Here is a 19179-nt window from a genome sequence, read left to right as displayed (position 1 = left end):
GAATTACGTCGTGATCAAAAGCGGCTTTTTGAACTTCCTCTAATAGAGTTTATAGGTAGTGTTGTCTTCATAGTTGTTATATTACATACTAGCAAGGAAATGGGAGAGTAGAAACATGAAGAGAATCGAAGCATCCGATGGGCGGATGCCGAAGCGGCACCCGGGTGTCCGGGTAGCCGTTGTGTTGGTGTTGTCGGGAGCACTGTTGATGCAGCCGGCAGCCGGCTGGGGTTGGGGAGCTCCAGCGGTCGTTGAAGCGAGCGGATCTGTGCAGTCGCTCAAGAAGGTGAGCGAGGAGATTATCACCTCGGGGGCGAAGCTCGTAACCTATCAATATACGACGGTTCGCAATAGTAAGACGTATACGACCATTCTCAATATCATTGAGGCGGATCTGAAAAATCCGTATATTAAGCTAGATGTCATGACAGGCCAGAACGGTCAGACGGCGGTGGGCCAGACTGTAACGCGGATGACGAAGGAAACCGGCGCTGTTGCCGGCGTAAACGGAGACTTCTGGATGATGAGCTCGGATCGCGTACCGATGGGCGCCTCGATTGATGATGGGGTTCTGATCACGAGCCCTGCGGAGCTGACGGGCATGTATGCCTTTGCGGTCAAGCAGGACGGCACGCCGACTATCGATCAATATCGGTTCGATGGCAGCATCCAGCTGGCGGATGGCCAGACGTTTCCGCTCTCGGGAATTAACAAGATGAAATATAATAAGGAGCCGGGCGGCGAGCACAGCCATCTCAACGCGCTCTATATTTATACGAGCGCATGGAAGGGAACGGTCCGTCCGAATGATACCTCGACGACCCCGACCGAGGCGCTGGTCCGGAACGGCGTGGTGGAACAAATATCGGAATCGGGGGCGCTGCCGATAGAGGTTCCGAAGGATGGCTATATTTTGCGCGGTCATGGAACGGCGGCGCAGTTCATACGGAATAATCTGCAGGTCGGGGCGAGCGTGGAGGCGGATTATCATCTTATCGCGCAGAGCAATGGCCAGTCGGTTGATCCTTCCTCCTTCCAGATGATGATAAGCGGGCATACCTTGCTTGTCGACAATGGCAAGACGGTCAGCTTCACCCGCGATACGAGCGGAATCAGCGGCGGATCGGCAACGGCAAGAACGGCAATCGGTTACTCGAAGGACGGGCGCTATGCCTACCTCGTAACGGCTCAATCGAACAGCGTCAGCTCGGGCTTGACGTTGAAGGAATTCCAGCAAGCCTTGGCAGAGGCCGGTATATGGCGAGCGGTCAACCTGGACGGGGGCGGATCGACGACGATGGCCAACCGCCCGCTGGGCGAGACGGAGACGAAGCTGACCTTCGAGACGAAGGAAGGCGGCAATAATATCCGCTCGGTCGTCAATGGAATCGGCGTGTATACAACCGCTCCGAAGGGAGAAATCAAGGGAATGACCTTGGCCGGAGACAAGACGCTGTTCATCGGCCAGCAAGCAACCTTTAGCTTGAAGGCCTATGACCAGTATTACAATCCGGTTGATGCTTCGAACGCTGACATCAAGTGGAGCTCCAGCAATGACAAGCTGAAATGGAACGGCTCCGCCTTCACAGCGATGAAGTCCGGAACCGCAGAGGTAACGGCGACGTCCGGCGGAGCGAAGACGACGCAGAAGGTACAGGTTATCGGGGCGGATCAGGTCGATGAAATCCGCATTGCCGCTTCTTCGGCGCCTCTGGTCGCCGGGACGAAGACTACGCTGCCGGTCAAAGTGACGCTGCAGGATGGCAGTACCGCAACACTGCCGACCAGATCCGTCGAATGGGAGCTGCGCGGATTCAAGGGGACGGTAACCGACGGCGTTCTTCAAGTCGATTCCGTGCCAGAGGGCGGCAAGATCGGGTACGCCATTGCGAGCTATGATGGCGTGCGGACGATGATTCCGCTCACTCCGGGAGCGGAGAAGAAGCTGGAAGACTTCAATGCAGTCAGCTATCCGGTATCGTTCTCTGGCTTGCCGAAGAACGCGACAACCGGCAAGGTGACGGTGGAGGGCGGATTTGGCGGCCGCTCTGCCAATGACAAGGTGCTGAAGCTGTCCTATGACATGACGTCCGGAAGCGGCGACAAGTTCGCCTATGCGGAACTGAACGGCAGCACTGGCATCACACTTCCGGCGGGAACGAGCGGAATGAAGCTGGATGTATATGGAGATAACAGCTTCAACAATTTGCGTATGGAGATTCATGACGGCTCCAAGGCGCACTACATCAGTGTCGTGGAGTCGGTGAACTGGGAGGGCTGGAAGACGGTAGAGGCCGACCTGGCCGCTCTGAATCTGTCATCCGCGGCGAAGCTGAAGCGCATTTATTTATATAATCCCAAAGAGGATCAAGATGAACGGGTGCCGCAGGGCACAGTTGCGATCGATAATCTTATCGTCAAGCTTCCGGCCGGAACGGATGCGGTCTTGAACCGCCCTACGATGGAATTGACGGTAGGCAGCAAGACAGCTCAACTGAACGGAGAGAAGAAGCAGCTGGATGTCGCTCCGTTAATCTTGAATAACGTCACCTACGTACCGGTGCGCACCATCATTGATGCGTTCGGCGGAGAAACTGGCTGGGATGCGAAGACGAAGCGGGTAACTGCGCTGCGCGGCAATTCGATGATCGAGATGACTGTGGGAGAGAAGTCTTTTTCTCAGAATGGGAAGAGAACTAAGTCCGATGTCGCTCCGATTGTCCGGCAAGGTCGTACTTTAGTCCCTCTGCGATTGGTGTCGGAACAATTAGGCCTATCTGTAAAATGGGATAAAAAAACGAAGTCCATTACTATCCGTTAATATGGTATGATATAGGATGAATATCCAATTCATCCTCTAAAGTCAAGGAGACGGAGCGTTAGTGGACAATCAGGTCGGAAACATTGATCGCGTGATTAAGAACGCCATCAAAGTAATGGAAGAAAGCAAATATCAAATATTTGAAATATTGGATTCCTCCCGGAATGAAGCCATTACGATGAGTCACGAGCTTCAGGAAGTGTTGAATCAGACGGCGGAAATTTGCGATAAAGTGGACGAGCTGGAACGGAAATATCGTCTGGCTCGTTTGCGTTTGACCGAGGTAAGCCGTGACTTTGTCCGCTACACGGAAGAGGATATTAAGCTAGCTTATGAGAAAGCAACGCAGTTGCAGCTGGAACTGATGATATACCGTGAGAAGGAAGGCTACCTGAAGACCCGCAGGGACGATCTGCAGAAGCGGCTGCGCGCCGTGGAAGGATCGATTGAACGTGCGGAGACGATTGGTTCCCAGATGAGCGTGGCGCTGGAATATCTGTCCGGAGATCTGGGCCAAGTGACCCGCATTCTGGAATCAGCGAAGAATCGCCAGCTTCTCGGCCTGAAGATTATTCTGGCCCAGGAAGAGGAGCGCAAGCGAATCGCCCGGGAGATTCATGACGGTCCTGCTCAGTCATTGGCCAATCTAGTGCTGAGGACGGAAATTGTAGAAAGAATGATAACGAAGCAGGATTTTCAATCGGTGAAGAACGAAATAGTAGATTTACGATCGCAAGTGCGATTCGGTCTGGAGGAAATCCGGAAGATTATATACAATTTGCGGCCGATGGCCCTCGATGATTTGGGGTTGGTGCCGACATTGCGCAAGTTCATTCATGATTATGAAGAGAAGAACCGGATTCGAACCTCCTTCGAGATTCGGGGGCATGAACGCCGGTTGAAGTCGGCGATGGAGGCGGCCATCTACAGGCTGGTGCAGGAGGCGTTCACCAATGCGGCCAAGCATGGGCATCCGACGAACGTTACCTGTGAATTGACCTATGAGCCGGAGGAGGTACGGGTTGTTATCCGGGATAACGGATTCGGCTTCAAGCTGGATTCCCTGGAGGTCAAGTCGAAGGAACATATGCATTTCGGTCTGCTTGGGATGAAGGAGCGTGTCGAACTGCTCGAAGGCCACATGGAGATCTATTCTGCCGAGAACCGCGGCACGCGAATCGTGATACAAATTCCGACAAATGTGGAGAAGAGAGAGGAGTAAATCTATGGAGCATCGAACACAGGAAAAGCCTAGCATCAAAGTACTCCTTGCTGACGATCATCAGCTTTTTCGCGAAGGGTTGAAGCGGATCTTGAACATGGAGGACGATCTGGAAGTCATCGGGGAATGCGGCGACGGGATTCAGGTTGTGGAATTCTGCAACAAGGAAGTGCCGGACGTCGTCCTGATGGACATCAATATGCCGGTGGAGAACGGCGTCGTCGCAACCGAGCGTCTTCGCGATATTTTCCCGGATGTCAAAGTCATCATTCTATCCATTCATGACGACGAGAGCTATGTATTCGAGACGCTGCGCAAGGGGGCATCTGGCTACCTGCTCAAGGATATGGAAGCCGAGTCGCTGATCAACGCGATCCGTTCGGTCGTCAGCGGCTACGCGTTCATTCATCCGAAGGTGACGGGCAAGCTGATTCAACAGCTGCGGCGAATGACGCTTCTGGATGGGCATGGCGTCGTGAGCAACCAATCCTCACATGATTCGGGCGTGCGATTCGTGGCGGCGGAAGACAACCCGCTTACTCGCCGTGAGGCGGAAGTGCTCCGTCTGATGGCTGAAGGCAAGAGCAATAAGATGATTGGTGAATACCTGTTCATCAGCGAGAAGACAGTCAAGAACCATGTCAGCAGCATTCTGCAAAAAATGGAGGTTGACGATCGAACGCAAGCGGTCATTAACTCCATTAAGAACGGCTGGGTCACTTTGTAATCGTTGTAGTAATGAAAAGAGAGGACGCATTTCCAAGCGAAGCTTCTCGGCACTGAGGCCGAGAAGGCTTGCCGGCGCTGGAAGTGTGTCCTTTTTTCATGCCCTCGGCACAGATTCGCGATTCTTGTCCGTCACCCTGCCATCTCCTTCGGCATACAGTGTTACAAAGGGAGGTGGCCGCATGATCGCGATGCTATGTTGGATTGTCGGGTGCTATGGGATGGCGGTGGCGGCCGTTCATCTCGCGCATGGGTGGCAGAAGCTGATGCGGGGCTCTCGTCCTGCGCCATGGATGCATGTTGTCATCGTAAGCGAGAATGATGAACGCCACATCGAATGGATGGTACGGGCCTTTGGCTTCTATACTTGGTTAAGAGGGTGCCAGCTGCATATGACACTGCTGGACTGCGGATCGACGGACGCAACGCTGGCAATCGCCGAGCGTGCGGTCCGGGGAGCGGGAATAAGCTGGAATGCGGATGTTGTAACGCCTGAAGAAGTGGAGCGGGTATTGGATAAGCTGGAGTCGAACCAGCCGGCCGAAGCAGCTTTTGTCGTTGTCCGCTTGAATCGGGCGGAGGACCTGCGTAAGGTCCCTTTTATGTCTGGAAGCGCTATCTGAACAAGTGATGAACTGCAAATGGTTCGGGACAATCAGAAGAATAGAGCCCGGATAGGCAATGTGTTGAACGAACGGGACCAATTCCGGGTTGCGTTACGTTGATATAAGGCCATATTGTTAGAGGATGCTTCTGTGAGCCTATTGACGCAGGCTTGCGTACATGGAGGCATCTTTTTCTGTTCTATGAGATTGATAAGACAGTGGTATTCGGATAGTTGCATACCTATTTTAGAAGCGGCTCCTTGCAGTTTGATACTATAACAAGTATAATAGCTAGAATGACTGACTAAATATCCAAATTAGTTCTGGGGTTCTGGAGATGAGAAAATAACGATGAATTCACGCCGGATTTTGGCTCTATGGCGGCATCTGAGTGGCTTTTTGTAAAGTCATGAAATATTTATATAGCAAATGATTCATTACATTAACAGCTTAAGATAGGGTATGGTGAACGATGAATATACTGAAAATTTACATAACAGACCTTCGCAACATTATGAAAAATCCGGCTGCAATTATTGTCATCTTGGCGGTAGTCATTCTGCCTTCCTTATATGCCTGGTTCAATATTCTTCCGTCCTGGGATCCGTACGCCAACACGAAGGATGTCGCTGTAGCCGTTGTCAATCTGGATAAGGGCGCCGAAGTCCAGGATAAAAGCATCGATGTGGGCGGGAAGGTCGTCGAATCGTTAAAGGAGAATGATAAATTAGGTTGGCGGTTTGTAGATAAAGAGGACGCGATGGAAGGTGTCAACCACGGGGATTATTATGCGGCCATCGTCATTCCGGAGGATTTCTCTGAGAAAATCACCTCGGTCATATCGAGTCATCCCGAGAAGGCGGAATTGGATTATTATATCAATGAAAAAGTAAATGCCATCGCGCCAAAGGTGACATCGGCCGGTGCGACGGGCGTAACGTCAACGATCCGCAGCAATTTCGTGAAAGAGGCCAACGGCGCCATCTTTGATATTTTCAATGAGATTGGCGTGGAGCTGGAAGGGAACAAGCCTTCTATTTTGAAGATGAAGGATAATCTTTTCAAATTGGAAGAGAACATTCCTGAAATTGAAAGCATGATTCGGAAGGGTCAAGTTGATTTAATTAAGGCGGACGACATTATCAAAAAAGCGGAAACCGCCCTATCTTTAATCAAGGATTTCGAAAAAGATAAAAAAGATGTGGTTGATTCCGATGTGGAAAGGCTCCTGGATAAGGGAGATGAAACGTTTGAGAAGACCATCCCGACGGTCAAAAAGGACCTGCAGGCCCTGCAAAACACGATGTCCGAAATGTCGGCCATGACCGATGCGATTAATTCCAATCTTGATCTTCGCGTCGTGGAACAGGAGCTGCGCAAAAAAAGCGATGAAGTGAATGCGGGAATATGGTCATTGCAGCAGCTAATTACTAGAGTCGAGGGTGTCAATCATTCCCTTACCACTGGCGGAGTCATGAATGACATGATCTCCTCACTCTATGATATGAGAAACAAATTGGAAGATTTAAATAGCCAATTGGAGAAAGCTCGCCGTACCGTTGCCGACAATAAAGAGCTTGCTGTGGATAAGCTGAAGGAAATACAGCGAACGGCAATCAAAATCAATGAGTTGATTGGACAGTTCCGAACGGATCTGGATAATCGCATCGTTCCCGCGCTGACGAAGGCACTGGATGATGTGGAGCAGGCCGGCAAGCGATACCGGGATCAACTAACCCAAGTGCAAGACCTGATCAAAAAGGCGAAGGACCAGCTTGCGCAGGCAGATGGCAGCGCCATTGCTGACAAATGGAAAGAGATTGCGGCCTCGTTATCGGAAGCTGCAAGCCAACTTGAAAATAGCTTGGGATCGCTCGATAAACTGATAGAAAAAGTAGAAGACATCTCCAAATTAACGGGTACGGATTATCAATGGCTCATTGACATGTTGAATAACATGAAAACGAACGCGGGGAGCTTGCAAGAGCTGCTGGATAAAATCAATAAAGAAATTGAAAACAACAATGTGCCGGAGCTTGTGAGCAGTCTGATTGGAAAATTTCTGGACAAAGCGGAGATTATGGCCGGCCAGTTGGCTGACAGCTATGATAATGTCATTGCTCCCGGATTTAAAACAAACCGCAGCAATATCGAGAAGCTCATTAACGAGGCGCGTGAAAAATCAAGCAAATTGCAGGACGCCGCGGTTTCCGTCGTGAAATTGACGGATAAATTATTGGCCAAGGATTTTAATAAAGTAGAAGATCAGCTTCGAAATGCGGCGGCGCGCACGAAGGATAGCCGAAATGCGATAAGTAAATTAATCGATGTTGCGGAAAACATGAAACGCTCCGTAGATGACGGCGCGATTGAGGATGTTATTGCGAAGCTTCGGAACGTAGAGAGACGAATGGAAGATGTATCGAATGCGTTATTTCGGGCCAGCGATTTTGCCGGCGATGCGAATAAGCCAACGAAAGACACGCTTACTCAGATTAGCTCCGTGACGAAGGATGCGGCTGCCTCCATCGATGATGCGGTTGTGACGATTGATAAGGATGTCGTCCCTGCTTTCCACCGTTCGATGGAAAAATCAAGAGAGGGATTGGAATTCGTCCGGAAAATTGAAAACGAATTGTTCGGCGCGATTCCGAAAATCGAATCGGCCTTGGCCGAGGTGAAGGATAAAGTTCGCTTGGGCGAGACGGAATTAGACAAAATCAACGGAGAGTTCCCGGAACTTAGCAGGAAGGTAAGGGATATTGCCTCCAAAATTCGTTCTTTTGAAGAAACGGGCGATTTGGATGAAGTCATCAAGCTGCTGACTGGGGATGTCGAGCAAGAAAGTGATTTCTTCGCGGAGCCTGTGCTGCTGAAAGAGCATGAGCTGTTCCCGATTCCGAACTATGGTTCGGCGATGTCGCCGTTCTTCACCACGTTGGCGCTATGGGTCGGCGGGCTGCTCCTGATTTCGATGCTGATTGTCGATATTGAGAATAAGCATGAGTACAAGAGCTATGAAGCTTATTTCGGCCGGCTGCTTACGTTTGTCACGCTGGGTATCGGGCAGGCGACGATTGTCACGTTGGGCGATATGTTTATTTTGAAAACCTATGTTCTTCATAAATTTTGGTTTGTCCTGTTCGGGATATACATCAGTATTATATTCGTTACCATTGTATACACGCTTGTGTCCGTGTTTGGGAATGTCGGGAAGGCATTATCCATCGTGCTGCTCGTATTCCAGCTGGCGAGCTCCGGCGGGACATTTCCGATTCAAATGACACCGTCCTTCTTCCAGAAGCTGCATCCGTTTTTACCGTTCACCCATGCTATCACGATTATGAGGGAAGCGGTCGGGGGAATCCTGTGGCCTGTCGTCACGAAGCATATGTTAATCCTGCTTATTTATATCGGGATTGCGTTCGTGCTGGGAGTCGGCTTGAAAAAGACGATTAATAAATCAAGTGATAAATTTTTGCAGAAGGCGAAGAAGAGTAAGCTGCTGTAAATATTTCCAAATTAGGGTTGTCAATTTCCTCTTCATCGTATACAATCTAGGTAAATCATTGAATCTAGGCGTTGAGCATGAAGCACATGCCATCCCGTGACAACGGGTGGGGTGTGCTTTTTTGTTGTCTGTTGGTGCTTGCCGGGATGAGGCTGTGCTTCAACTGTACATGTCGGCGCCGTGGAATTAAGGAAGGAGAGGGAACGGGTGCAAGTAAGAGTTTACGCCGTAAGGTCGGAGAACGGATGGCATACGGGAATGACGTTGGACTGGCGTGTAGATGCAGGCTACTGGCTGTCAGAGGACGGAGGGAAGCGGAGAGGGATGAAGCTGGTCGTGCTCCAGCCGGCTTTGCCGATATTTATCGGGTTGGCGATGCTGGAGGACTTCATCGAGAACGAGGAGATGGATCAGTGGGGGAAGCGAGGCTGGACGAAATATTACCGCGATGCGCTGCACAGTTATCGTGAATTGTTGTACCTGTTCACCGATTCCGATCGTCATGGGGAGGAGGAATGGTTCACGGTGATGATATTGGAAGCCCCGGATGCGGAGCCGAATGCGCAGGCGGTGAAGGAGGGAAGGCAGGAAGCGTACCGAGTAGCGGAAAGCCCGGCAGTGTATCGTATTGAAGAGAAAGTCACTAGGCGGGCGCCGGCTCTTGAGCGGCTTTCTGAAGCGGGAGGCGCGCTTCGCGGAACACTGCAAGCAGATGCATGGCAGCTGGCTGAAGCGCTGCAGGGCAGGCTCGTCTCGGACGAAGAGCTTGTGTCGCTTATGGAAGATAAGGGCTGGCACGGATGGATTCCGCTCAGGCATACGTTTATTCAATTGGGATGTCTCCACGGCTGGCTGGAAGTGCACGCGGGCATTATGCCGGCGGAGGAAGAGGGCAAGCGATGGGCAAGCAAGGCGATGTCCCGTTGGCGAACAGCTTCCGCCGTGTACCGGTGCAATCGCTGCGGCAGCACGGAGGATATGACAGTATCCGCCTGCGCTTCCTGCGGCAGCATGGAATGCCGGACTTGTACGCATTGTCTGAATCTGGGACGCATCCGATCCTGCTCGCTGCTTGTAGCAGGATCTTCCTTCCGCCCGCCGGCGTCAGCGTCCGAGAGAGCGGCCCGAGAAGAAGAGTGTGGACCGCGCCTCGCGAAATGGGGACTGGCTCCGGCACAGGAGGCAGCCAGTACGGATGCGCTGCGGTATATCGCTTCGGTGCGGCGGGACATAGATGGCGGACGTTCGATCGATTCGAGACAAGCTGTGACGGGCACATTTCTGCTCTGGGCCGTGACCGGGGCGGGGAAGACGGAAATGATCTTCCCACTGATCGAGGATGCGCTCTTGCATGGCGGCCGGGCGCTGGTGGCGACGCCGCGGCGGGATGTGGTGCTGGAGCTGAAGCCGCGGATTGAGAAGGCTTTTCCGGCTGAGCGGGTCGTGACGCTGTATGGCGGAAGCCCCGAGCGTTGGGGAGAGGGCAGAATTACGCTGGCGACGACCCATCAATTGCTGCGGTTCGACCGGGCATTCGATCTCGTTATTATTGATGAACTGGATGCGTTTCCTTATCATAATGATCCGATGCTCCATCGCGCGGCAGAGCGTGTCTGTCGCCGAGGGGGCGTTTTTGTGTTTCTGTCGGCCACGCCGCCGGAAGTGATGCAGCGTCAGGTTAGGCGTGGGACGCTGCGGCATGCACGGGTGCCGGTGCGGTATCATCGGCATCCGCTGCCGGTTCCGGCAAGGGTTGCGATGCCGGCCGTCGCGTCATGTCTGGCCCGCGGGTCGTTCCCTGGGGTGTTGCTTCGCCGGATGGCGGAATCGGTTGGGCGGGGAGCGCAGGTATTCATCTTCATCACCCGCATCCGGCAGGTGGAAGGTGTCGTGCAACTGCTGCAGCGGCAATTCCCGCAGGTACGGGTGGAGGGGACCTCCGCAGCGGATGCGCAGCGCGGAGACCGGGTACTTCGCTTCCGGAAGCGGGATATTCGGATGCTGGTTACGACGACGATCCTGGAGCGGGGCGTTACGGTGCCGAAGAGCGACGTGTACATTCTCGATGCGGATGACAAGCTGTTCGATGAAGCATCGCTCGTCCAGATGGCGGGCCGGGCCGGCCGATCGAAGGATGATCCGGCGGGCACGGTTGTCTTCGGTTCCCGGCAATGGAATCGGGCACAGCGCAGGGCGGTGCGGCAGATTCGCGGGATGAACCGACTGGCGAGACGACGCGGTTATCTGCTGCCCATCTACTCTGAAAGGAGTTGGCGTAATGGCTGAACCGGCAGCACAGGGGCATTGGCTTGAACGAAGGCTTCAGTGGCTGTTGCGGCCGCAGGTGATTCCGTGTAATGTATGCGGCCAGGCGTTGGGCACATCAGCAGCCGCCTTTTATAAGGAGATAAGAGAAGCGGCGTTGACGAATGAACTATGCCGCAGATGCTTGAAAGATATTCCGTGGATTCAATTGATCGGATGCGTGTCATGCGGCAGGGGCATTCGCTGTCCCGACTGTGCGCGCGATCCGTTAGCTTCTCACGGATTGTCCGCCAACCGGAGCGTGGTCCAATATAATGAAGCGATGAAGCAATGGCTGGCGGACTACAAGTTCCGGGGAAATATCCGGTACGAGTCAGTCATGGCTGCTATGATGCTGGCATCGTATTCGATGCTGTTCCGTTCCGTTTATCCTGCGGAGAATGAGGAAGATAATCGGACAGTGCGCAAGCTGAGGAAGTGGCTGTGGGGAACTCCCTTAGAGAAGGTGCTGCCCGACCTCGTAACTTATGTGCCGTCGACGGCCGCCCGGCTGCAGGTGCGCGGGTTCAACCAGGCGGAACGGCTGGCCCGTCTGCTGGGTCAGGCTTGGAGCCGTCCGGTCGTGGCCTTGCTTGACCGGAAGCAGGATGGGGTGAAGCAGAGCAAGCAGGAGCGTAGGGGGCGGGAGCGGAGTGCAGCCGAAGCTTTCGTGTTGAACAGGTATGCCCCAGCTGTTGCTGCGCGAGCTCTAACTTCGGACTCGGTGGGAATGATTGCTCGGCGGAGGCAGTTCCGCATTCTCATCATTGATGACGTGTACACGACAGGCAGCACCCTCCGCGCTTGTGCCCGTCAGCTTTCGCAGCTGAACGACGCTTTTTCTATCCCGGTACATACAGCCAGCTACACGTGGGCGAGAGCTTGAATCTTTGAGGCTATTCTGCTGAACTCCCTTTTGAACACGCATTATTTAGTAAAAATCCTCTCGTTTTCTGTCGATGAATAAGTTATGATGAATTCAACGGCATATAAGGGGGCGAGAAGATGGAATTGGGTAATTGTCCGCGCTGCGGCAGGCTGTTCGCCAAGGCATTCAGGGACATCTGCCCTGCATGTCTGAAGGAGATTGAACAGGAGTATGAACGGTGCGTGGCCTATTTACGCGAGCAGCAGCATGCTTCAATGCATGAGCTAAGCGAAGAGACGAAGGTCAGTCCGCGCCAGATTACGCAGTTCATACGGGAAGGGCGCATTTCAGAATACCAGGCTCCGAATTTGGCATATGATTGTGAAGTGTGTGGCAACCCGATTCGGGAAGGGCATATGTGCGAGCCATGCCGGACGAGGCTGGTTCGGCAAATACAGGAAGCGGGCATTGCGAAGGAGCCGGACAAGGGAGAAGCGGCCTCTGGAACGAGGGCGTACCAGGCTTTTGATCCGTCCCGCAACAAATAGGCCGAGGCATCCAACTTCTTTTGATGAGAACTAAATTTTCCTTGACACGGAACCGATAATCTTAGTAAAGGTTATCGGTTTTGTCTATGTATACGGATATGCCTTACAATAGAAGGTAATAAGTTGGAACGAGTACGGGATGCGAGCCAGATGAACGGCAGCCTGCCGTGTGAAACGAGGTGTAATGATGAAGATTAATGAAACGCAGCGCGTCGGAGCGATCCAATATTATCAGAAGCAGCAGTCGGCCGAGAGAATTTCTCAGAAATCGTCCCGCAAGGATGAAGTGACGATATCGACCGAAGCGAAGGAAATGCTGGATGCGCAGAACCGGGTGAACAATCCGACCCGCCAGGAGCGCATTGCTGAACTGAAGCAGGCCGTACAGACAGGGACGTATCATGTCGCTGGCGACAAGATTGCAGAGAAGCTACTTCCCCTGTTTCGCAAAGAAACTGAATGAGCGGAGGAACGAATGTGAGCGCAGCGCCAATTGTGGAATTATTGAGCCGCATGGAGGATATCTATTCAGAGCTCGTCCGTATCGGGGAAGCCAAGACCCAGGTGATTATTCAGAACGACATCGATAACTTGGTCAAGCTGTCCCAGCAGGAGTCGAAATACTTGAAGCAGCTAGCTTCCCTGGAACAGGAGCGGGAAGAGGCGGTGCAGTCGTTCCTGCAATCGAAGGGAATTAAATCGCAGTTGAAGCTTACGGTGACCGAGATTACAAAGCTGATTTTCGAAGCTAATGAGCGGCAAGAGATGCTCGCCGTGCAAGAACGTATCCGGATGGTGCTGGAAAAGTTAAAGTTCATCAATGACCATAACCAGACGCTCATTCAGCAGTCCATTCATTTTATCGAATATCAGCTTAATTTACATATAGATTATTCCGATCAAGACATGTTGTACCGCCGTCCGGAGCAAGCTGCTCCTCAATACAGCAGACCCGGCATGATGGATACGCGTGCATAGACGAATGAAGGAAGGGAACGAACGAAGATGAGATCAACCTTTCACGGACTGGAGACGAGCAAGCGGTCCTTGTTCGTCCAATCGACAATGATGCAGACTTTGGGACATAACATCGCCAATGCTTCCACGGACGGTTATACGCGGCAGCGGGTGAACGCCTCTGCGACCCGGCCGCTGGCGATGCCGGGGATGTATAACAGTGTGGCACCGGGGCAGTTGGGGACCGGCGTGCAGTACGACAGCATTACCCGTATCCGCGACAGCTTCCTCGATCTTCAATTCCGCAGAGAGAACGAGACGCTTGGTTCGTGGAGTATTATCGATAATACGATCCGTTCGATTGAAGGTTTTTTCAATGAACCGTCGGATAATGGCTTGCGAAGCGTCATGGATAAGTTCTGGAACTCCTGGGAAGTCCTCAATCGCGATCCCTCTCTGCTCAGTGCACGCGTCGAAGTGGTCGGTGCGGCCTCTAACTTTACCAACATGCTGAAGCATATCGATGAGTCGCTGACCAAGCTGGAGAATGATACCCAGTCCAGCATCAACATCAAAGTGAACGAAGCGAATGATATCATTGCGAATATAGCAGGTTTGACGGATACGATTAAGCGTGTGGAAGGCATGGGGGACAATGCCAACGATTTCAGGGATCAGCGAGACTTGTTGATTGATCAACTCTCGACCATCATTGATGTGCAGGTGACCGATGGAGAGGGAGGAGATATTACCATCCTAGCGGGCGGAATTACGGTCGTTGAGAATGGAGAATCGACGCCGATTACGGCGGATGTAGCCGCTACGGCAGGACAACTTCATGGCTACTCGCAATCGCTCGCCGAAGTCGATCGGATGCGCAACCAGATGAATGCGATGATTAGAACGATGGTAACCGGCACGGTGGATGTCGAGCTTGCGGCAGGTTATGTGGCAGCCTCGGATCTCGTCGCCAAGAGCGCCGTAGAGCTGGAGAATGGGGCGACGATCCCGGCGGGCGGCACAATTCCGGCCGGCTCGATCTTGAAGGGACCTGCCACGGTGCAAGTGAACGGATTTAACGGGCTGCACAGTCTTGGTTACAGCCTATCTGACCCTGCCAAGTCCGGAATACCGTTCTTTACGACGACGGACGGCGGGGAATTCTCTATCGGCAATATCCAGGTGAATGCCGACATTGTGAACAACGTCAGTAATATCGCGGCTTCCGGCCGCTATGACACTGTCAACGGGCAGAACGTTACAGTCAAAGGAAACAGCGTGATAGCGCATGCATTGGCTTCGCTTCGTGATAAGTCATTCAATTATCCGGCCGATATGACGTCGTTGTCTACCGGCTCGGTAGACGATTATTACCGCGCGATTATGGGCGATCTGGGAACGCGGGCAACGAATGCGGAACGAAATGTCAAGGTGCAGAGCGATATGGTCGATTCCGTGCTATTCCGCCGGCAATCGGTGAGCGGCGTGTCGCTGGACGAAGAGATGGCAGACATGATTCGCTTCCAGCATGCTTATAATGCGGCGGCGCGGAACATGACGACGGTAGATGAGATGCTGGATCGGGTTATCAATCAGATGGGTGTTGTTGGCCGTTAACGTTAAATGAAGGAAGCAGGTTATTTAAGGAGGAACAGGGATGCGCGTAACGAGTGCAATGCAGAATACGCAGTTGCTTCGCAATATGCGAAATATGAACAGTAATGCGATTGATCTGAATAATAAACTATCTTCCGGTCAACGAATTCATCGGCCAGGTGATGATCCGGTCGGCATCGGCTATCAGATGCGGTATGACAGCGAGCTGAACCGCAATGATGAGTTTACCGCGAATGCGCAGATGGGAACGGGTATGCTGCGGACAATGGATTCCTTGTTGCAGCAGGCGAGCGATGTGCTGAAGCGGGTGCGTACGTTGGTGCAGCAAGGATCGACCGGGACGACGCCGGATGATGCGCGCCAGGCGAATGCGGCCGAACTGAAGCAGCTCAAGGAACAGCTTGTCATGATCGGGAACAGCTCCTATAACGGCCGTTATCTGTTCAACGGCCAGAAGACCGATATTCCGCCTTATACGAGTGCCGGAGCGGCGGCAGAAACGACGGATGAAGGGGTTTACCGGTTAAATGTAAGTCCCGCGGTTACGGTACCGGTCAGCATTACAGGCGAATTGATATTTGGCAAGGCTGTTAATACGACGAATCCGATCGATAAAGATAATGATAATGTGTTCCAGATGATGGACGATATGATCAAAGCGGCAGAGGAGAATGACATTGACGGGCTGTTGAATGGATTGGAGCGGATTGACGCCTCCTCCGACCGCATTAACACGCAGTGGGCTGAGATTGGAGCCCGCATGAACCGCTTTGAGCTAATGGAGAACCGTCTCGCGGATGATAAAGTAAGCTTGAAGACGGAACGGGGACAAGTCGCCGATGTCGATATGCCGGAGGCGATTATCGCCCTGAAGACGCAAGAAAATGTTATGCAGGCGGCGCTGGCCACCGGGGCGCGGATTATGCAGGTATCACTGATTGACTTTATTCGTTAATTCGCAGAAGGGTTGAATCTTTATGAATATTTCGGATATTACGAGACAGATTCAATCGTATTCCTTCCGCTATGAGCCGGCTGAGTTAACGATTCGTCTGCGTCCCGTAGAGATGGAGGCGGATTGGCAACCCGTATGGGACGAGCTGGGGCTGCAGCGGCCTTCTGTTGCGGCCAGCGAGCAGAAAAACATGGCCGTTCAAGCGGCTGTTCAAGCTACGCAGCAGAAGGCGCAAGAAGGTGACCGTTTGGGCAATATCGCCAAGTCGAAGACGACTTTTGGACAGATCGCATTCGAACGCTACATGCAAAAGGGCCAGAAGGAAGTGCGTATATATGCGCTGCCTTCCCAGAGCGTAGCGATCGATGTTCGGGTTTATCCGCCGGAAATTGAAGTACAGACGAAAGGTGTTGTTCGGGAATGACCTCAACCAATGATTCAGTCGCATCAAATGTTACTATTCATAGTTCCAATTATGGGGCTCTTCATCCTGAACCTCATCAGATCTACGAGTTCGTCAAAGGCATGGTCGGGTTTCAGTCAATTACCCGATACGCCTTAATGCCATACGACGACTCCGTCTTCTATATTCTCCATGCGGTGGAGGAGGAACGGAGCTTTATATTAATTCCGGCGGAATATGTTCAGAACTATAGCTTTCCTATCGACCAGGATACCGTGGAAGTTCTGGGGGTTCAAACGCCTGAAGAAGTGGTAACAATGCTTGTCGTTAATATCATTAACGATGCGATTAGCGTGAATTTACGAGCCCCTGTCCTCTTCTCGCCGAAAGCACAGAAGGGCTGCCAGTATATCATCACAGACTCTAGTCTTCCCGTCCGGCATTTTATTCAAGGAAGGGGAGAATAGGATGCTGGTGCTGAAGCGAAAAATTGGTGAGACGGTCATGATCGGCGACGAAATCGAAGTCCGTGTTCTTGGCGTAGAAGGAGAGTATGTCAAGCTTGGCTTTGTTGCTCCCAAAAATGTGCAAATCATGCGGAAGGAATTATATGAGAGCATTGTGCAGGAGAATACTTTCGCAATAGAGACCACTAAGGGAGCCAATGAGAAACAAGATATTAATATGATTGAGATTTTGAAGAAATTTAAAAAATGAGAAGTATGCTCATGGGCAGATTCAATGCAAGGAAAAATAGCCGTGTTGAAATGTGAGGTGGATATAGATGAGCAGCATTCATCGTACAGACACCGCGGGGATAGACTTACAAGTACATCGTGCGACGATTCATTCGCTAAAGAACGTACTCATAAAGGAACAGCAGGACAAAACCAATTTAGAGATTGAGGCGCTCGATAGTGAACGTCTGAGATCTGGGGAAAAACAAGATTTACAGAAAAAAGTTCAGGAACTGAATGAGTCTATCGCTAACTCAGGGAAAGAAATTCGTTTTAAGTATAATGATGAAGCAGAAGATTTATATGTTGAAGTAATTGATAAAGCTACTCAAGAAGTCATTGCAAGTTTACCTCCGGAATTTCTAATTGAGTTATCTATCAAAATGAAAGAATTGATTGGCATGTTTTTCGACGAAAAAATATAAAGAAAGGTGGTTATATAATATGGGTTTTAGTATTGGAGGGCTTGCGTCTGGACTAGACACGGGCATGATGATCGAAAAGTTAATGATGCTGGAAAGAATTCCGTATACGAATTTAGAGCAAAAAAAGCAGGATTATACAAGTTTTCAATCTTATTTTAGAAATTTGAACACAAAGCTTTCGACACTCCGAGATAAAGCTGCTGATTTAACTTTGAACGCGAACTTCAAACTGACATCGACCAAAAGCTCGGACGAGCAGGCTGTAAAAGCTATCGGCTCCGATAATGCCGTAACAGGAAACTATCAGGTCACAGTAGATAGGTTGGCGAAGTCTCATGTTATTAAAGCAAACGAGTTCAGCACCCAAGGGGACTCTTCTTCCCTTGAAAACCAGACAATTACCTTTAGTCAGCCTGATGGTAATGAGGTTACCGTGACGCTGAAAGGGGAAACGTATGGTGAAATGCTGGAGAATTTAAAAAATGACATTAACAAAAATAGTAAAACAGTATCTGCATCTTTGGTTGAAACATCCCCAGGGAACAAAACCTTAGTGCTCACATCGGTAAAAACGGGTGTTGAAAATAAGTTCCATCAGGGAAGCGGAGGAACAACAGGGATTGGTATTTCTGGTAGTGCTAATGTTTTGAATGATCTTGGCCTACTGTCAGGCGGAAATTTTCAAGAGGTTCAGGCGGCTCAGGATGCAGAATTAAGTGTCAATGGTTTGAACGTTAAAAGTTCCTCTAACGAGGTTAGAGGTGTCATTGACGGTGTCACATTACAGCTCCAAAAAGAATCTTCTTCGGCAATGATTACGGTTGGACAGGATTCTGACAAAGTTATTGAAAAGGTTAAGGGATTTGTGGATGCTTTTAACGAAGTACGTAAGCTAATCCGTGAAGGCATGGCCAAGCCTGAAGAGAAGCCGAAGAATGATCAGACGCCTTATCGTAAAACAACTCTCCAGGGCGATTCGACTTTACGTCAGTTGGATATGGAGCTAGGCAGTTGGATGTCTAGTAATATTGCAGGGTTAGGGACGTTGGCTGATCTAGGCCTCGAAATTGATAAGGACAAGAAAGGATCCGAGATGACGGGTCAAATTGTCTTTGATGAGAAGAAATTTAAAGAAGCTTTGGAACGAGATCCGGATAAAGTAATATCCATGTTTAATATGGAGGAGACTGACTCAGCGGGAAACAAAAAGATGGGTATTGCCACCATATTAAGTGATGAACTGAAAAACTGGACAAATAAGGCTACTGGAATTTTGCAGTCTCGCGTTAACGGATACGACTCTGAGATTTCTTTTATTACTGAATCTATGGCAAATATGGAGCAACGTTTGACATTAAAGGAGGAGCAATTAAAGAGGCAATTTACAGCGATGGAGGTCGCGTTAGGTAAATTGAAGAACGAACAATCATGGCTAGACGGGCAATTAGCTAGTTTATCTAACCAGAAGAAGAACTAGGCT

17 protein-coding genes are annotated in these 19179 nt (G+C 51.1%); all 17 read left to right on the top strand.

The window, feature by feature from the left end; all coding sequences use genetic code 11:
• Positions 1 to 115 precede the first annotated feature (115 nt).
• The 17 genes from DQX05_RS08395 (at position 116) to fliD (ending at position 19176) form a co-directional block, all read left to right on the top strand.
• On the top strand, positions 116 to 2821 hold the full coding sequence (locus DQX05_RS08395; RefSeq protein WP_119792609.1) for a stalk domain-containing protein: 2706 nt from the start codon (positions 116 to 118) through the stop codon (positions 2819 to 2821).
• 61 nt (positions 2822 to 2882) lie between these two features.
• Complete coding sequence (locus DQX05_RS08390; protein ID WP_119792607.1) at positions 2883 to 4043, top strand: sensor histidine kinase; 1161 nt, start codon at positions 2883 to 2885, stop codon at positions 4041 to 4043.
• A 4-nt stretch (positions 4044 to 4047) separates the two neighbouring features.
• Positions 4048 to 4770: a response regulator gene (locus tag DQX05_RS08385; RefSeq protein WP_119792606.1), complete on the top strand. Its 723-nt coding sequence runs from the start codon at positions 4048 to 4050 to the stop codon at positions 4768 to 4770.
• 181 nt (positions 4771 to 4951) lie between these two features.
• The gene (locus DQX05_RS08380; protein WP_119792604.1) at positions 4952 to 5392 is read left to right on the top strand and encodes a glycosyltransferase; all 441 of its coding nucleotides are present in this window, start codon (positions 4952 to 4954) and stop codon (positions 5390 to 5392) included.
• A 454-nt stretch (positions 5393 to 5846) separates the two neighbouring features.
• Positions 5847 to 8885: a YhgE/Pip domain-containing protein gene (locus tag DQX05_RS08375; RefSeq protein WP_119792602.1), complete on the top strand. Its 3039-nt coding sequence runs from the start codon at positions 5847 to 5849 to the stop codon at positions 8883 to 8885.
• Positions 8886 to 9092: 207 nt separating this feature from the next.
• A complete protein-coding gene (locus DQX05_RS08370) occupies positions 9093 to 11171 on the top strand; it encodes an ATP-dependent helicase ComFA (protein WP_119792600.1) in 2079 nt (692 codons plus the stop codon).
• Complete coding sequence (locus DQX05_RS08365) at positions 11164 to 12075, top strand: ComF family protein (protein WP_119792598.1); 912 nt, start codon at positions 11164 to 11166, stop codon at positions 12073 to 12075. The genes DQX05_RS08370 and DQX05_RS08365 overlap by 8 nt, the downstream gene beginning before the upstream one ends.
• A gap of 119 nt (positions 12076 to 12194) precedes the next feature.
• Positions 12195 to 12605: a TIGR03826 family flagellar region protein gene (locus DQX05_RS08360; protein ID WP_119792596.1), complete on the top strand. Its 411-nt coding sequence runs from the start codon at positions 12195 to 12197 to the stop codon at positions 12603 to 12605.
• A 187-nt stretch (positions 12606 to 12792) separates the two neighbouring features.
• The gene (gene flgM / locus DQX05_RS08355) at positions 12793 to 13068 is read left to right on the top strand and encodes a flagellar biosynthesis anti-sigma factor FlgM (RefSeq protein ID WP_119792594.1); all 276 of its coding nucleotides are present in this window, start codon (positions 12793 to 12795) and stop codon (positions 13066 to 13068) included.
• A gap of 14 nt (positions 13069 to 13082) precedes the next feature.
• Complete coding sequence (locus tag DQX05_RS08350; RefSeq protein WP_259391862.1) at positions 13083 to 13583, top strand: flagellar protein FlgN; 501 nt, start codon at positions 13083 to 13085, stop codon at positions 13581 to 13583.
• Positions 13584 to 13610: 27 nt separating this feature from the next.
• Positions 13611 to 15179, top strand: a complete 1569-nt coding sequence (flgK, locus tag DQX05_RS08345) for a flagellar hook-associated protein FlgK (RefSeq protein ID WP_119792590.1) — start codon at positions 13611 to 13613, stop codon at positions 15177 to 15179.
• Positions 15180 to 15219: 40 nt separating this feature from the next.
• Complete coding sequence (gene flgL, locus DQX05_RS08340) at positions 15220 to 16134, top strand: flagellar hook-associated protein FlgL (RefSeq protein WP_119792589.1); 915 nt, start codon at positions 15220 to 15222, stop codon at positions 16132 to 16134.
• Between the two features lie 22 nt (positions 16135 to 16156).
• Positions 16157 to 16558 carry a DUF6470 family protein gene (locus DQX05_RS08335; protein WP_119792587.1) on the top strand — a complete coding sequence of 134 codons (402 nt, stop codon included), beginning with the start codon at positions 16157 to 16159 and terminating at the stop codon, positions 16556 to 16558.
• Positions 16555 to 17004, top strand: a complete 450-nt coding sequence (fliW, locus tag DQX05_RS08330) for a flagellar assembly protein FliW (protein WP_119792585.1) — start codon at positions 16555 to 16557, stop codon at positions 17002 to 17004. Before DQX05_RS08335 ends, fliW begins: the two co-directional genes overlap by 4 nt.
• A gap of 1 nt (position 17005) precedes the next feature.
• Positions 17006 to 17254, top strand: coding sequence for a carbon storage regulator CsrA (csrA, locus tag DQX05_RS08325; RefSeq protein ID WP_119792583.1), 249 nt, complete (start codon positions 17006 to 17008; stop codon positions 17252 to 17254).
• Between the two features lie 67 nt (positions 17255 to 17321).
• Complete coding sequence (locus tag DQX05_RS08320; protein ID WP_119792581.1) at positions 17322 to 17699, top strand: flagellar protein FlaG; 378 nt, start codon at positions 17322 to 17324, stop codon at positions 17697 to 17699.
• Positions 17700 to 17718: 19 nt separating this feature from the next.
• Positions 17719 to 19176 carry a flagellar filament capping protein FliD gene (gene fliD, locus DQX05_RS08315; RefSeq protein WP_119792579.1) on the top strand — a complete coding sequence of 486 codons (1458 nt, stop codon included), beginning with the start codon at positions 17719 to 17721 and terminating at the stop codon, positions 19174 to 19176.
• Positions 19177 to 19179: the final 3 nt, after the last annotated feature.

Origin of the sequence: Paenibacillus thiaminolyticus (genome assembly GCF_003591545.1) — a bacterium.
GTDB classification, from domain to species: Bacteria; Bacillota; Bacilli; order Paenibacillales; family Paenibacillaceae; genus Paenibacillus_B; species Paenibacillus_B thiaminolyticus_A.
The sequence above is the reverse complement of the archived record's forward strand: the minus strand, read 5'-3'. Positions and strand labels throughout refer to the sequence as shown.

Bases quoted from the DNA above. Each gene is read 5' to 3' on its own strand.
- flgK (WP_119792590.1), top strand. From the start codon at position 13,611: ATGAGATCAACCTTTCACGGACTGGAGACGAGCAAGCGGTCCTTGTTC.
- flgM (WP_119792594.1), top strand. From the start codon at position 12,793: ATGAAGATTAATGAAACGCAGCGCGTCGGAGCGATCCAATATTATCAG.
- fliW (WP_119792585.1), top strand. From the start codon at position 16,555: ATGACCTCAACCAATGATTCAGTCGCATCAAATGTTACTATTCATAGT.
- DQX05_RS08335 (WP_119792587.1), top strand. From the start codon at position 16,157: ATGAATATTTCGGATATTACGAGACAGATTCAATCGTATTCCTTCCGC.
- DQX05_RS08380 (WP_119792604.1), top strand. From the start codon at position 4,952: ATGATCGCGATGCTATGTTGGATTGTCGGGTGCTATGGGATGGCGGTG.
- csrA (WP_119792583.1), top strand. From the start codon at position 17,006: ATGCTGGTGCTGAAGCGAAAAATTGGTGAGACGGTCATGATCGGCGAC.
- DQX05_RS08320 (WP_119792581.1), top strand. From the start codon at position 17,322: ATGAGCAGCATTCATCGTACAGACACCGCGGGGATAGACTTACAAGTA.
- DQX05_RS08360 (WP_119792596.1), top strand. From the start codon at position 12,195: ATGGAATTGGGTAATTGTCCGCGCTGCGGCAGGCTGTTCGCCAAGGCA.
- flgL (WP_119792589.1), top strand. From the start codon at position 15,220: ATGCGCGTAACGAGTGCAATGCAGAATACGCAGTTGCTTCGCAATATG.
- DQX05_RS08375 (WP_119792602.1), top strand. From the start codon at position 5,847: ATGAATATACTGAAAATTTACATAACAGACCTTCGCAACATTATGAAA.
- fliD (WP_119792579.1), top strand. From the start codon at position 17,719: ATGGGTTTTAGTATTGGAGGGCTTGCGTCTGGACTAGACACGGGCATG.
- DQX05_RS08395 (WP_119792609.1), top strand. From the start codon at position 116: ATGAAGAGAATCGAAGCATCCGATGGGCGGATGCCGAAGCGGCACCCG.
- DQX05_RS08385 (WP_119792606.1), top strand. From the start codon at position 4,048: ATGGAGCATCGAACACAGGAAAAGCCTAGCATCAAAGTACTCCTTGCT.
- DQX05_RS08365 (WP_119792598.1), top strand. From the start codon at position 11,164: ATGGCTGAACCGGCAGCACAGGGGCATTGGCTTGAACGAAGGCTTCAG.